This is a genomic window from Oceanisphaera sp. (genome assembly GCF_048268965.1).
Classification (GTDB): Bacteria; Pseudomonadota; Gammaproteobacteria; order Enterobacterales; family Aeromonadaceae; genus Oceanimonas.
In genome coordinates this window covers 1-14340 of record NZ_JBLWUK010000019.1, presented here as the reverse complement: position 1 = coordinate 14340, position 14340 = coordinate 1, and the positions used below count along the sequence as shown (strand labels likewise).

At 55.0% G+C, this 14340-nt stretch carries 10 protein-coding genes and 1 tRNA gene; 5 read left to right on the top strand and 6 right to left on the bottom strand.

Going from position 1 to position 14340, the window contains the following annotated elements; genetic code table 11:
- Positions 1 to 53 precede the first annotated feature (53 nt).
- The 3 genes from nrdA to ubiG form a co-directional block, all read right to left on the bottom strand.
- Complete coding sequence (nrdA, locus tag ACN0VL_RS09875) at positions 54 to 2327, bottom strand: class 1a ribonucleoside-diphosphate reductase subunit alpha (protein WP_417616892.1); 2274 nt, start codon at positions 2325 to 2327, stop codon at positions 54 to 56.
- A gap of 344 nt (positions 2328 to 2671) precedes the next feature.
- Positions 2672 to 3349 carry an HAD family hydrolase gene (locus ACN0VL_RS09870; protein WP_417616890.1) on the bottom strand — a complete coding sequence of 226 codons (678 nt, stop codon included), beginning with the start codon at positions 3347 to 3349 and terminating at the stop codon, positions 2672 to 2674.
- 3 nt (positions 3350 to 3352) lie between these two features.
- Positions 3353 to 4051 carry a bifunctional 2-polyprenyl-6-hydroxyphenol methylase/3-demethylubiquinol 3-O-methyltransferase UbiG gene (gene ubiG, locus ACN0VL_RS09865; RefSeq protein WP_417616888.1) on the bottom strand — a complete coding sequence of 233 codons (699 nt, stop codon included), beginning with the start codon at positions 4049 to 4051 and terminating at the stop codon, positions 3353 to 3355.
- A gap of 159 nt (positions 4052 to 4210) precedes the next feature.
- Between ubiG and gyrA the strand changes: the two genes are divergently transcribed.
- The 4 genes from gyrA (at position 4211) to aroA (ending at position 11101) form a co-directional block, all read left to right on the top strand.
- Positions 4211 to 6943, top strand: coding sequence for a DNA topoisomerase (ATP-hydrolyzing) subunit A (gene gyrA, locus ACN0VL_RS09860; protein WP_417616886.1), 2733 nt, complete (start codon positions 4211 to 4213; stop codon positions 6941 to 6943).
- A 217-nt stretch (positions 6944 to 7160) separates the two neighbouring features.
- Positions 7161 to 8246, top strand: a complete 1086-nt coding sequence (gene serC / locus ACN0VL_RS09855) for a 3-phosphoserine/phosphohydroxythreonine transaminase (protein WP_417616884.1) — start codon at positions 7161 to 7163, stop codon at positions 8244 to 8246.
- A 378-nt stretch (positions 8247 to 8624) separates the two neighbouring features.
- On the top strand, positions 8625 to 9725 hold the full coding sequence (gene hisC / locus ACN0VL_RS09850) for a histidinol-phosphate transaminase (protein WP_417616882.1): 1101 nt from the start codon (positions 8625 to 8627) through the stop codon (positions 9723 to 9725).
- Positions 9726 to 9820: 95 nt separating this feature from the next.
- Positions 9821 to 11101 carry a 3-phosphoshikimate 1-carboxyvinyltransferase gene (gene aroA, locus ACN0VL_RS09845; protein WP_417616881.1) on the top strand — a complete coding sequence of 427 codons (1281 nt, stop codon included), beginning with the start codon at positions 9821 to 9823 and terminating at the stop codon, positions 11099 to 11101.
- A gap of 73 nt (positions 11102 to 11174) precedes the next feature.
- Here the strand turns inward: aroA and ACN0VL_RS09840 are convergent, their stop codons facing one another.
- Positions 11175 to 11567: a MerR family transcriptional regulator gene (locus ACN0VL_RS09840; protein ID WP_417616879.1), complete on the bottom strand. Its 393-nt coding sequence runs from the start codon at positions 11565 to 11567 to the stop codon at positions 11175 to 11177.
- A gap of 178 nt (positions 11568 to 11745) precedes the next feature.
- On the opposite strand from ACN0VL_RS09840, the gene ACN0VL_RS09835 reads away from it, so the two are divergent.
- On the top strand, positions 11746 to 12240 hold the full coding sequence (locus ACN0VL_RS09835; protein WP_417616877.1) for a hypothetical protein: 495 nt from the start codon (positions 11746 to 11748) through the stop codon (positions 12238 to 12240).
- Here the strand turns inward: ACN0VL_RS09835 and ACN0VL_RS09830 are convergent.
- Together ACN0VL_RS09830 and ACN0VL_RS09825 are read right to left on the bottom strand one after the other, a co-directional pair.
- Entirely contained in the window at positions 12221 to 14038 is a 1818-nt protein-coding gene (locus tag ACN0VL_RS09830; protein WP_417616875.1) for an EAL domain-containing protein, read from the bottom strand. The genes ACN0VL_RS09835 and ACN0VL_RS09830 overlap by 20 nt on opposite strands.
- A 115-nt stretch (positions 14039 to 14153) precedes the next feature.
- A tRNA-Asn gene (locus ACN0VL_RS09825) sits at positions 14154 to 14229 on the bottom strand.
- Positions 14230 to 14340: the final 111 nt, after the last annotated feature.

Sequence of the window (14340 nt, the reverse complement as noted above, 5' to 3'; positions counted from 1 at the left end):
AGGAGAACCTCGCCATCATTAGTTATATTTTGCAGATGCCGTCGGCACAATTGTTAAATTTTGCAGGCGCCACCGGCGCAATCGTCTTCCTGCATATCGTTTTGCGCGTCGGCTGCACCATCACGAGTGTTATGGTAATACAGCGTTTTCAGGCCAAACTTATAGGCGGTGAGCAGGTCTTTCAGCAGCTGCTTCATGGGTACACGACCACCGTCATAGCGTGAGGGATCGTAGTTGGTGTTGGCAGAAATGGCCTGATCAACAAACTTCTGCATGATGCCCACCAGTTGCAGGTAGCCATCGTTAGACGGCATTTGCCACAAGAGTTCGTATTGATTTTTCAACTCGGCGTAGTCGGGCACCACCTGCTTCAGGATACCGTCTTTGGACGCTTTCACCGAAACCAGACCACGAGGTGGCTCAATGCCGTTGGTGGCATTGGAAATCTGGCTGGAGGTTTCTGATGGCATCAGGGCCGTCAGGGTGCTGTTACGCAGACCCACGGTCTTGATTTGCTCACGCAGGCTTTCCCAGTCCAGGTGCAGTGGCTCTTGGCACAGTGCATCGAGATCCTTTTTATAGGTGTCGATGGGCAGAATACCCTGGGCGTAAGTGGTGTCGCCAAAGGCCGGGCAGGGGCCAAATTCCTGCGCCAGTTTCACCGAGGCTTTCAGCAGGTAATACTGAATGGCTTCAAAGGTCTTGTGGGTCAGGCCCAGGGCGCTGCCGTCGGAGTATTTTACGCCGTGTTTGGCGAGGTAATAGGCATAGTTGATCACGCCAATACCCAGAGTACGACGGTTCATGGAACCATTCTTCGCCGCCAGCAAGGGGTAGTCCTGATAGTCGAGCAGGGCATCGAGCGCACGCACGGCCAGCTCGGCCAGCTCTTCCAGCTCGCTCAGATCATTAATGGCACCCAGGTTAAAGGCCGATAAAGTACACAGCGCAATTTCACCTTCCTCGTCGTTAACATCGGTCAGCGGCTTGGTGGGCAGGGCAATTTCCAGACACAGGTTGCTCTGGCGTACCGGCGCTACGCTTGGGTCAAACGGGCTGTGGGTGTTGCAGTGGTCGACGTGCTGAATGTAGATACGACCGGTGCCGGCGCGCTCTTGCATCATCAGCGAGAACAGCTCGAGTGCCTTGATGGTGCGTTTGCGAATGCTGTCGTCCTGCTCGTACTTGACGTACAGCTCTTCAAATTTGGCCTGATCTTCAAAGAAGGCATCGTACAGGCCGGGTACGTCGGAGGGCGAGAACAGGGTAATGTCGCCACCCTTGATCAGGCGCTGATACATAAGGCGGTTGATTTGCACGCCATAGTCCATGTGCCGCACGCGGTTTTCTTCTACGCCGCGGTTGTTTTTCAGTACCAGCAGCGACTCTACTTCCAGGTGCCACATGGGGTAAAACAAGGTGGCTGCACCGCCACGCACGCCGCCCTGAGAGCAGCATTTAACGGCCGTTTGAAAATGCTTGTAAAACGGAATACAGCCGGTGTGAAATGCTTCACCGCCACGGATCGGGCTACCCAGAGCACGAATGCGACCCGCGTTGATGCCAATGCCGGCACGCTGGGAAACATAACGCACGATGGCGCTGGAAGTGGCGTTGATGGAGTCCAGGCTGTCGCCACACTCAATGAGGACGCAAGAGCTGAACTGACGTGTCGGGGTGCGTACGCCGGCCATAATCGGCGTGGGCAGAGACACCTTGAACTGGGACACTGCATCATAGAAACGGGTCACGTAATCGAGACGGGTGTCTTTGGGATATTTGGAGAACAGGCACGCCGCCACCAGCATGTACAGGAACTGCGGGCTTTCATAAATGTCGCCGTTGACCCGGTTTTGCACCAGGTATTTGCCTTCGAGCTGCTTGACTGCCGCATAAGAGAAGGTGAGGTCGCGATCATGAACGATGTGGTCATTCATGGCATTGAATTCTTCACGGCTGTAGTCGGCCAGAATATGCTGGTCGTATTTACCCAGCTCGCTCAGGCGGGCGACATGGTCGTAAAGGTGCGGTGGCGTAAAACGGCCATAGGCTTTCTTGCGCAGGTGGAACATCGCAAGACGGGCGGCCAGATATTGATAGTCCGGGGTCTCTTCCGAGATCAAGTCGGCTGCGGCCTTGATGATGGTTTCATGAATATCTTCGGTACGGATACCTTCATAAAACTGGATGTGTGAACGCAGTTCAACCTGGGACACCGAGACGTTATCCAGGCCTTCGGCCGCCCAATCGAGCACACGGTGGATCTTATCCAGATCAAGATGTTCCTTCGCGCCTGAACGCTTGGTGACCAGCAGATTTTTATTCATGAAACAGACCTTCTCCCGTAGTGTTGCATCGACTTCGGGCAAACGTGAGCGTGCCACCTATCATCCCATATAGTGTGGTAGATTGCCGAAGAAAGCACAACATATAGTTGCTGTAGTGGATAGGCGACACAATATAGAGTGTTGCGTGTTAATTCTCAAGTTGCGGTCAAGCCGCTGGTCTGTGGATAATCTGTGATTAGTCGGCAATTGGTTTGTACTCGCTAACGCCTACCCCTTGGGCGGTCTGGCGTTAGCGAATGGCTGCTGTTTTTCTGCTCGGCGCTAAACATTTTTAAAAATAATTGCCTTGCAAAAAGGGAGAATTGGCGATCCTGTTGGTTCTTTCAGCGTTTGGCTTCAATTGTGTCTTTCAGCCAGTCGTGCAAGGTAGAAGCCGTGTTGATTTGATGGTCCGCCTGCCACTGTGCGGGGTCTTCTCCCGCCGAAATATAGCCCCAGGTAGCGGCGACTGTGGTCATGCCGGCGGCACGACCTGCCTCTATGTCGCGCTTGTGATCACCGACATAAACGCAATGCTGGGGTGCCACGGCCAGTTGCTCGGCGGCAAACAGCAAGGGAGCAGGGTGGGGCTTTTTCTGCGCCAGGGTATCGGCACTGACAGTGACGCCGCAACGGGCAAACAGCGGTAACCCGGCCAGCAGGGGCTGGGTCAGGGCCGCCGGCTTGTTGGTGACGATACCCCAGGGAATACCACTGAAGTTGAGCCAGTCCAGCAAGGCGGGCACGCCGTCGTAGGGGCGGGTGTGATGGAACAGGTTGTCACCGTAAAAGCCCAGCATCTGCCGGCGTAACTGCTCCAGGCCGTGCTGTTCAATTAATTCGGCGTGAATACCGGCCCTGAGCAGGGCATAAGAGCCGTCTGACGTGGTGCATTGTAGCACGGATTCAGACAGCGTCGGCAAGCCCAAACTAGCAATCACGTGATTGGCGGCGGCGCCCATGTCGCCTGCGGTGTCCAGCAGGGTGCCATCCAAATCAAACAACACGGCTCTCAAGGTCATGGTTTACTCCGGTTTGATGGCATGCACCATATAATTGACGTCGGCGTCCGTACTGAGTTTGAAGTCACCGGTTAATGGTTGATACACAACGCCACTGATGTCTTTTACCACCAGGCCTGCCTGCTCTATGTAGCGACACAACTCGGCGGGAGTAATGAATTTTTTATGGTCGTGGGTGCCCTTGGGTACCATTTTAAAGAGGTGCTCGGCCGCCGCTATCATCATCAGCCAGGCTTTGGGGTTGCGGTTGATGGTGGAAAACACCAGGGTCGCCCCGGGTTTGGCCAGCTGCGCACAGGCCTGCACCACGGACGTCGGGCTGGGCACATGCTCGAGCATTTCCATGCAGGTCACCACGTCAAATTGCCCGGGTTGCTCCTCGGCTACCTGCTCTGCCGTTCCCTGGCGGTAATTGACACTGACCCCGGCTTCCAGCGCGTGCAGGCGCGCCACGGCCAGCGGCTCCCGGCCCATGTCGACGCCGATCACCTCGGCGCCATCGCGGGCCATGCTTTCGCTTAAAATGCCGCCGCCACAGCCAATGTCGATAATGTGCTTGCCAAACAGGCCGTCGGCCTTATCGGCAATCCAGCCAAGGCGCAAGGGGTTGAGCCGATGCAGTGGCTTGAAGTCGCCGTCTAGGTCCCACCAGCGGGAGGCCATGGCGTCAAATTTCTCGATTTCCTGTTGGTCTACATTCACGGACTGCGCCTTAATTGCTAGTTAAATGAAAAGTGAGTGTGGCCATTATAGCCAAGCAGCTATTCACTGCCAGCTTCAGTGCTCCCTGCGCGCATTTGTATGGTAGAATGATGCGTTTTTTATTGCGATACCAACAATAAACTGGGGACAAGACTTGCTATGACCGATCTGGCCCGAGAAATCATGCCGATAAACATTGAGGACGAGCTGAAACGCTCCTATCTGGATTACGCCATGAGCGTAATCGTAGGACGTGCGCTGCCCGATGTACGAGATGGTTTGAAACCAGTGCACCGCCGCGTGCTGTTCGCCATGAACGAACTTGGCAACGACTGGAACAAAGCTTACAAGAAATCGGCCCGTGTGGTGGGTGATGTAATAGGTAAGTATCACCCGCACGGAGACAGTGCGGTTTACGACACCATAGTGCGTATGGCACAGGAATTTTCCATGCGTTATACCCTGGTCGATGGCCAGGGTAACTTCGGCTCGGTAGATGGCGACTCCGCCGCTGCCATGCGTTATACCGAAATACGTATGGACAGAATCTCCCACGAACTGCTGGCCGATCTGGACAAAGAAACCGTCGACTGGGTGCCTAACTACGATGGCACCGAGATGATACCGGCCGTGATGCCGACCAAGGTGCCCAACCTGCTGGTGAACGGCTCGTCAGGCATCGCCGTGGGCATGGCGACCAATATACCGCCCCATAACCTGAATGAAGTGGTCGACGGTTGTCTGGCGTTGATCGAAGACGAAGACATCACCATCGAGCAGTTGATCGAGCTGATCCCGGGTCCCGACTTCCCTACCGGCGGTATCATCAACGGCAAGTCCGGCATTATTGATGCCTATCGCACCGGCCGTGGCAAAATCTATGTGCGTGCCGTGGCCGAAGTGCAAACCGATGAAAAAACCGGCCGCGAGACCATTATCGTGTCCGAGCTGCCTTATCAGGTAAACAAGGCGCGTTTGATTGAAAAAATCGCCGATCTGGTAAAAGAAAAGCGCATCGAGGGCATTACTGCCCTGCGTGATGAGTCCGACAAAGACGGCATGCGCATTGTGATTGAAGTACGCCGCGGTGAAGTGGGTGAGGTGATTTTGAACAACCTCTATTCACAAACCCAGATGCAAAACGTGTTCGGCATCAATATGGTGGCGCTGGATAACAATCAGCCCCGCATTTTTAATCTGAAAGACATGCTGAAGTGCTTTATTCAGCACAGACGTGAAGTGGTGACGCGCCGCACCATCTTTGAATTGCGCAAGGCCCGTGACCGTGCCCACATTCTGGAAGGTCTGGCGATTGCACTGGCCAATATCGACCCCATTATCGAGCTGATCCGCGCCTCGGCGACGGCGGCCGAAGCCAAAGCCGGCCTGATCAGTCAAGGCTGGCAGCTGGGGAATGTGGCCAGCATGCTGGAACAGGCCGGTGACGATGCCGCCCGTCCCGAGTGGCTGGAGCCGGAATTCGGTATTCGTGAAGGTATGTATTACCTGACCGAACAGCAGGCCCAGGCGATTCTGGACTTGCGTCTGCACCGTTTGACCGGTCTTGAGCACGAGAAAATCCTGGAAGAATATAAAAACCTGCTCACCTTGATTGCCGAGCTGCTTTATATTCTGAACAACCCGGAACGCTTGATGGAAGTGATCCGCGAAGAGCTGGAGCTGATTAAAACCCAGTATGGCGATGCCCGTCGCACCGAGATCACCAACTCCAGTTCCGAGATCAACATCGAAGATTTGATCACCCAGGAAGATGTCGTGGTCACGCTGTCCCATCAGGGCTATGTGAAGTATCAGCCCCTGACCGACTACGAAGCCCAGCGCCGTGGTGGCCGTGGTAAATCGGCTACCAAGATGAAAGAAGAAGACTTCGTCGAACGTTTGCTGGTCGCCAACACGCACGACACCATTCTGTGCTTCTCTACTGCCGGCAAGGTGTACTGGCTCAAGGTCTACCAGTTGCCTGAAGCCAGCCGGGCTGCCCGTGGCCGTCCTATCGTCAACCTGTTGCCCTTGGACGAAGATGAGCGTATTACCGCCATTTTGCCGGTGCAGGAATACTGCGACGATAAGTATGTGTTCTTTGCCACTGCCGATGGCACCGTGAAGAAGACCAGCCTGTCGGCCTTCCGTCGTCCTCTGGCCTCGGGCATCCGCGCCATTAACCTGCGCGAAGGCGATGAGTTGATTGGCGTGGACATTACCGATGGCAGCAACGAAATCATGCTGTTCTCCGATGCCGGTAAAGTGGTTCGCTTTGCCGAAGGCAGCGGCCATGATGACGCCGAAGACCTTGAGTCCGATGCAACCGATCATGAAGAGGCAGACGCCGGCGAAAGCAGACCGTTCAAGGGGGTACGCCCCATGGGTCGTACTGCCGCCGGGGTACGGGGTATACGCCTGGGCGCCGAAGATAAAGTGGTGTCCTTGATTATACCGCGCGGCGAAGGTCCGATTCTGACGGTGACCGCCAACGGTTATGGCAAGCGCACGGCGTTAGAAGAGTACCCAACCCGGAGTCGTGGCACCATGGGTGTGGTGTCCATAAAAGTGGGCGAGCGTAACGGTGCCGTCGTGGGAGCGATTCAGGTCGACGATACGCACGAGATTATGCTGATCACCAATGGTGGCATTCTGGTGCGCACCCGCGTGCAGGAAGTGAGCCTCATTGGCCGTAACACCGCCGGTGTGCGTTTGATCCGTACCGGAGAAGGCGAACAGGTGGTGGGCTTGCAGCGCATTGAAGAGCCCGAAGAAGACGACGAGTTACTGGATAGCGAAGATGGGGAAACAGCCATTGAGCAAACCGGTGCCGAAGCCGCCGAGCAAGACGGCGAGGGCAGCGACAATGAGCAGCCAGAACCAGAACAGTAATGACAGTTGAAAACAAGGGGCCCTGGTGGCCCCTTTTGTTCATCTGGTATTCAAGCGATAAAATCCCTTTAATTTAGCCATCTGGCGGTGTAAAACGATCATGTCATTATGATGGTGAGTCGGATGATGCAGGTTGTGAATTCCAGAACGCCCTTGCCGGTCACTGGTACTCGGCGGGCGTTTTATCATTATGTAGCAAACAGGGTAACGCAGGGAAATGAAGAAGATGTATAACTTCAGTGCTGGTCCGGCCATGTTGCCGGTTGACGTCATGCAGCAGGCACAGGCCGAGTTTTGTAACTTTAATGACCTGGGTGTGTCGGTCATGGAGCTGAGTCACCGCAGCAGTGATTATATTGCCGTGGCCGCAGAAGCCGAGCAGGATTTGCGCGATTTAATGCAGATCCCGGACAATTACAAGGTGCTGTTTTTGCAAGGCGGTGGCCGGGGCCAGTTTGCGGCGTTGGCGTTTAACCTGATGGGGAAAAATGCCCGGGCCGATTATATTGTCACCGGTCAGTGGTCTAAATCCGCCATTGCCGAAGCAGAGAAAGTAGGCTCGGTACGGGTATTGGACGGCTTTGCCGCCGCCTCGGAACAGGGCCCGCGGGCGCTGGCAACCGAGTGGGATCTCGACCCCGAAGCGGCTTATGTGCATTACTGTATCAATGAAACCGTTGAAGGTGTGGAGTACTCCTTTATACCGGAGACCGGCGATGTTCCCCTGGTTGCCGATATGTCATCGACTATCTTGTCGCGGCCGATCGATGTGACCAAGTTTGGTCTGATTTATGCGGGCGCACAAAAGAACATAGGGCCATCTGGCCTGGCGGTGGTGATAGTGCGTGAAGACCTGCTTGATCAGGCCTGCCCGCAAACGCCGGCCATCATGGACTATGCCGCCATGGCCAAGGCCGACTCCATGCTGAATACGCCGCCGACCTATGCCTGGTATCTGGCCGGCTTGGTGTTCAAGTGGCTGAAGCGGGAAGGCGGTCTGGACGCCATGGGCAAGCGCAACCAGGCCAAGGCCGAGTTGCTGTACAACTATGTGGATGCCAGCGATTTCTACAGCAACAATGTGCATCCACAAGCGCGCTCCTGGATGAATATTCCGTTTCAGCTGAAAGACGAGAGCCTGAACGAAGCCTTTTTGGCACAAGCCAAGGCCGAGGGACTGCTGGCGCTGAAGGGCCATCGCATTGTGGGTGGCATGCGCGCCAGTATCTATAACGCCATGCCCATTGAAGGGGTGCAGGCACTGGTCGACTTCATGGACAAGTTTGCCAAGCAACACGCTTAAAGTAGCGATAAGAGTGCGTGAGGGGTGAAGGGTAGAGAACGAGATCCTCCCCAAGTCTAAAACTATTTTTGCCACGACTCTTTGTAACAAGAAGCACGGCAACCACGGAAGAGCGACAAGCACCATCCCCCATTGCTTGAGAAAGGACAGAAGTAAACCTGTGGTAGGGTCGAATTCATTCGACCGTTTTAAGGCCACGTCTTCCTGTCTGGTCGAATGAATTCGACCCTACAAAGGATGGTGCGTGTCTTTGGTCTTGATTTTTCCGTGTGGTTCCGTGTATTCCGTGGCTGAGAAAGTTCTTGGTCTTTAAGGTCTGGGGTAAACAATGTTTCTCCCTCACTCATCACCTGGTCTTGAGAATGTAAAGGAGCTATCGTGAGTATTGATTATTTAGCCCTGGCCAATGCCGGGGTAGAGAAGTTACATCCTTATCAGCCGGGCAAGCCGGTAGAAGAGCTGGAGCGTGAACTCGGCATCAGTAACAGCGTCAAGCTGGCCTCTAACGAAAACCCCATGGGGCTGAGCCCCAAGGCCAGGGACGCGATAGAAAGGGCCTTGCCCGAGCTGGCGCGTTATCCGGATGCCAATGGCTTTGCGTTAAAGTCGGCGCTGGCCGACAAGCTGGGAGTGAGTACCGAGCAGCTGGTGCTGGGCAACGGCTCCAACGAACTGATCGATCTGGTGTTTCACACCTTTGTGGCGGCGGGTCAGCAGGTGGTATTTTCCCAGTACACCTTTATTGTGTACGCCATGGCGACTCAGGCCCACGGTGCCCAGGCGGTTGAAGTGCCGGCTAAAGATTTCGGGCATGATCTGGACGCGATGGCGGCGGCCATTACCGACCAGACCAAGCTGGTGTGCATTACCAACCCCAACAACCCGACCGGCACCTTTTTGACCAAGACCGAGTTGGCGGCGTTTCTGGCCAAGGTACCGGAGCAGGTGCTGGTGATTCTGGACGAGGCCTACACCGAGTATGTGGCCGAAGACGAACGGCATCCGTCCATCGACTGGCTGGCGCAATATCCCAACCTGATAGTGTCGCGTACCTTTTCCAAGGCCTATGGTCTGGCGGGGCTGCGCGTGGGCTACATGGTGGCGCACCCCGAGCTGATCGGTGTACTGAATCGGGTTCGCGAACCCTTTAACTGCAACAGCCTGGCGCTGGCGGCGGCGGAAGCGGCATTGGGCGATGAAGCCTATCTGTCTGAAGCGGTGGCATTAAACCAGCGTGAAATGGCGCGTTACGAGCACTTCTTTGAACAGCAGGGATTGCGCTACGTGAAATCCAGAGGCAACTTTATCACCCTGGATCTGCAGCGGGATGCAACGCCTGTCTATGAAGCCCTGCTGCGCGAGGGGGTCATAGTGCGGCCCATCGCCGGTTATGGACTGCCACACTGTTTGCGCATCAGCATCGGTCTTGAGCATGAAAACCAGCGTTGCCTCGATGCACTGGCCAGGATATTGGCGTAAAGCGACCTGCACAAGGTCGTGAGCTTGCCCAGACGCCTTGCCCCTGTTAACGTCTAGGCAGCTCAGTTTTGTTTATCCTTACCTCTAGGAATATTATGGAAAGCCTTAAATTATCTCCTATCGCCCGGGTGGAGGGCACTGTGAACCTGCCTGGCTCCAAGTCGCTCTCTAACCGAGCACTGTTGCTGGCCGCCCAGGCTCAGGGTACGACTCGCCTGACCAACCTGCTCGACAGCGATGATATTCGCTACATGCTGGATGCACTCAAGACGTTGGGTGTGCAATATGAGCTGTCGGACGATAAAACCGAATGTGTGGTCCACGGTCTGGGCCGTGCGTTTAGTGCCGCCGAGCCGGTTTCCTTGTTTCTGGGAAATGCCGGTACGGCCATGCGCCCCTTGTGCGCCGCCCTTTGTCTGGGAACCGGGGAGTTTACCTTGACCGGCGAGCCACGCATGTGGGAACGCCCCATCGGCCATTTGGTCGAAGCCTTGCGTGAAGCCGGCGCCGATGTCAGTTATCTCAAGAACGATGGTTTTCCCCCCGTGTTCATTAATGGCAAGGGGCTGTGGGGCGGTGACATTCACGTTGATGGCTCTGTTTCCAGCCAGTTCTTGACCGCCTTGCTGATGGCCGCACCCATGGCCTCCGGCGATACCCGGATCCACATCAAGGGGGAGCTGGTTTCCAAGCCCTATATCGATATTACGCTGCACACCATGAGGCAGTTCGGGGTTGAGCTGGAGCACGACAACTACCAGACCTTCTATATCAATGGTAACCAGACTTATGTGTCGCCGGGCCAGTTTTTGGTAGAGGGTGATGCGTCATCGGCGTCCTATTTTCTGGCAGCCGGGGCCATCAAGGGCAAGGTGCGCGTCACGGGTATTGGGCGTAACAGTATTCAGGGCGATATTCGCTTTGCCGACGTGCTGGAAGCCATGGGAGCCAAGATCACCTGGGGTGATGACTTTATTGAGGCCGAGCACGTAGCACCACTGCAAGCGGTAGATCTGGACATGAACCATATTCCCGATGCGGCCATGACCATAGCGACCACGGCGCTGTTTGCCAGCGGCACCACCCGCATTCGCAATATCTACAACTGGCGAGTAAAGGAAACCGATCGCCTCTATGCCATGGCCACCGAGTTGACCAAGCTGGGGGTTGAGGTGGAAGAAGGGGAAGACTATCTGGTGGTGACACCGGCTGCACAATTACAGGAAGCCGAGATTGCCACCTATAACGATCATCGCATCGCCATGTGCTTTTCGCTGGTCGCGTTAAGCGATACCCCCGTGGTGATCCTGGATCCCAAATGCACGTCCAAGACCTTTCCTGATTACTTCGACAAACTGGCCAGCATCAGCTGCTAGAAAAAACGGTGATGGGTGAATGGTGAGGCGTGAGGGGATCCTCTCGCCTCACGTTTAACGCCTCACGTTTCAATTAGTGGTGTTTTATCTTTTCCAGGGTGTCGCGGGCCATGATGTCGGCGGCGTCCAGTTCGGCCAGTACCTTGGCGATATCTTCTTGTTGCTGGCGCAGGCTGGCGCGCTTTTCTGCAATCATGGCGATCATGGAATGCAACTGAGGCCGGGAGCGGTGCTCGGCATCGTAGAGTTCGAACAGCTCGCGCATTTCTGCCAGGCTGAAACCCAGTCGTTTGCCTCTGATGGTCAGTGCCAGTCTGAATCTGTCTTTATGGCTGTAAATGCGGGTATTGCCTTTGCGCCTGGGAGCCAGCAGACCCAACTCTTCGTAGTGGCGTAGCGTGCGGGGAGTGATCTCAAACTCATGGGCCAACTCAGAAATACTATAGGTCACTTCCTTATTGGGCATGACAATGACTCCTAACTCTCTAGCGACGGGAACAATTTTGGCCCAACCTTACACCCATAACCGGGAACTGTGAAGCCCGGTTTTGACCCATGATAGAGATTGCGACAAGATAAGCCCCGGGGGCTATGACCTTTCGACGGGAAAGAACAACAACCCCCTAATCAACAGGAGAGGTAGCGTGTTTATTTTCAAGGTACGAGGCTCAGAAGGTGGCCAGGCCGAAATTCGTTTGCAGGCACTCGACTGGAGTGAACAGGGCGCAACGACCTTTATCTGCGATAACGATAAACTGGCGGTACTGCTGCTGACGGAGTGTCGCTCGGGGCAGGGCTTTTTTGAACTCCTGGCCGGTACCAAACCCATGTATGTGGAACAGTGGCTGGAATACCTGCAGGAGGCGGGTCACCTGGCTGAAGTTGAAGTGGATATTTACAGCCCACTCGACTCGGGCTACACCGAGCTTTGTGGACTGGACTCGGAACAGGTTAAAAATCTGCTGGATTTAGTCTATCGGGTCGGTGGTTTCAATCGCTTGCAAATTATGCGCTACCTCAAGTATCGGCACAGCCCGGCCATCATGTCGACGCACTATAACCCCGATGAGCTCAAGCGCTACCGTCATTTGGGTGAGCTGATCAATCAACTGATCCGCCTTAAGTCATCAGGCCTGTAAAGCTGTCGAAGTCACTGGGCTTGGCAATCAGGTAGCCTTGTACGCCATCGATATGCATCGACTCCAATAGCTGTTTTTGCTCCTGGGTTTCCACGCCTTCGGCAATCACATAGCAGCCCAGGCGTTGGGCCAGATCCACTATCATGCGTACAAACTGCTGGTTGGTGCTGTCTTGTTTTAGTTGCCTGACCAGCTGGCCATCGAGCTTGATGTAGTCGGGCTTCACTTCTTTTAACAGCCGAAAAGAGCCATAACCATGGCCAAACCGGCTGATGGCAAACCGCGCCCCACAGCGGCGGATGATATCGAGCAGGCGCTTACCGGCCACCAGCTGATGCTGTAGCACCTGCTCATCCAGCTCGAAGACCAGTTTTGAAGTGATGTCGCGGTTGTGCGTCAGAATACGCTCCAGCCAGATCAGGAAGGATCTTTGTTGCAGGCTGGCGGGGGTCAGGTTGATGGCCCAGCGCTGGCCGGATAAGGGCTTGCTTTCTATGTGCTGCAAAATCATCTCGATGATCTTTTGTTCAAACAGCATCGACATGCCCAAACGCTGCAACATGGCAAACACGGTGCCGGCCTGATAGATGCCGCCCTTGTCATTGGGGAAACGCGTGTAAATTTCGTTGTAGCCCAGCATGGCCGGCTTGTAAACCTGTACCGGCTGAACCTGCAACAGAATATGGTTGGTGCTCAGCATGCTCTGCAGACGTTGGCGCCACTGGTTCTCCCCCATGTTTTCATCGTCATTCTGCTTGAGCACCATACTCCAGCTATTGGGCGCTTCCTGTTCCGCCTGAGCCAGCGCCAAATCGGCCCGAATGAGCACCTGCTCTGCCGATTGCCCGGGTAATATTTGGGTGAATCCGATATAGGCGGCGCAACTGAGTTCATGTACATGCTGATAGTGATGCAGCTCTTGACTCAGCAGGGTACCCAGTCGCTGGGCAAGGGGCTCACACTGGCCCTTGGTCAGCACGGCAATTTCGGTACCGCTGATACGGTAGGCATGGGCTCCCAGCTCCGACTGAATGGTTTTGCGTACCAGTTTGACGATGTCTTGCAGATACTGATCGCCTGTCTGAAAGCCGAGTGCGGTGTTGATTTCTGGCAGTGCATCGGCGCGAACTATCATCAGGGTGGCGGTTGCCAACTGATTTTCATCGTCGAGTATGACCTTGAGATCCCGGTTAAAGGCAAAGCGGTTGCCGAGCTTGGTCAGGCTGTCCTGGTAGCTTTGGTCCTGCGCGGTGCTGAGTTGTTGCTGCAGCTGTTCCAGCTGACTGCTATAGCTCTGATGCAGGTTGATAATACCTTGTGCAAGGGGATGTTGACGCCCCGGTGTTGCTTTTTCAGGGCCGGTTAACAAGGAGTGCAAGTAGCGGTTGAGCGCTTGCTCTCTTCGGTGCCAGCGCCAATACAAAACAGCAAACAGTACCAGAATCGACAACGACAGGGGCAGGCTGGTCCGCAGCCATTGACGAGTCGCCATCTGACTGTCGAGCCGATAAAACACCGGCATATTATCAATGGTTTGCTGTTGATTGGCCGCAGGCTGCCCAAACCACCAGGCCGGGTGCTGGCTGGCAAGCGGACGCTCGGTAGACAATTCGGCGATACCGGTCAGGGGCAGGGTATCCTGTTGGCTTGCCACAATGCGGGCGAGGTGACTGGCCACAAACTCTGCTTGTTGATCCAGTTTATGATAGCTGGCCCACCAGGGGAGAAGAATGCTGCATAGCAGCATGATAAAACCGGACAACAGTAGAGCCTGACCAAAGGGACGAGTTTCCCGCATAGTCACAATCCTTGTTAAATCGGGGAGGTTAGACGACAGAGTTAGCTGATAGAGCAGCCAGGTTCGATATATGGGGCATTATAGTGAGCAAGGATGCTCGAGAAGGCAAGAAAATTGGCTCCCCCTGCTGGACTTGAACCAGCGACATACGGATTAACAGTCCGGCGTTCTACCGACTGAACTAAGGGGGAATGGTTTAAAACTATCACCTGTATTACCAGGTAGAAATTGGCTCCCCCTGCTGGACTTGAACCAGCGACATACGGATTAACAGTCCGGCGTTCTACCGACTGAACTAAGGG

What these genes read in the sequence shown, in the direction of transcription:
- nrdA (WP_417616892.1), bottom strand. Translation starts at nt 2,327, where the DNA reads ATGAATAAAAATCTGCTGGTCACCAAGCGTTCAGGCGCGAAGGAACAT.
- serC (WP_417616884.1), top strand. Translation starts at nt 7,161, where the DNA reads ATGAAGAAGATGTATAACTTCAGTGCTGGTCCGGCCATGTTGCCGGTT.
- gyrA (WP_417616886.1), top strand. Translation starts at nt 4,211, where the DNA reads ATGACCGATCTGGCCCGAGAAATCATGCCGATAAACATTGAGGACGAG.
- ACN0VL_RS09840 (WP_417616879.1), bottom strand. Translation starts at nt 11,567, where the DNA reads ATGCCCAATAAGGAAGTGACCTATAGTATTTCTGAGTTGGCCCATGAG.
- ACN0VL_RS09870 (WP_417616890.1), bottom strand. Translation starts at nt 3,349, where the DNA reads ATGACCTTGAGAGCCGTGTTGTTTGATTTGGATGGCACCCTGCTGGAC.
- ACN0VL_RS09830 (WP_417616875.1), bottom strand. Translation starts at nt 14,038, where the DNA reads ATGCGGGAAACTCGTCCCTTTGGTCAGGCTCTACTGTTGTCCGGTTTT.
- aroA (WP_417616881.1), top strand. Translation starts at nt 9,821, where the DNA reads ATGGAAAGCCTTAAATTATCTCCTATCGCCCGGGTGGAGGGCACTGTG.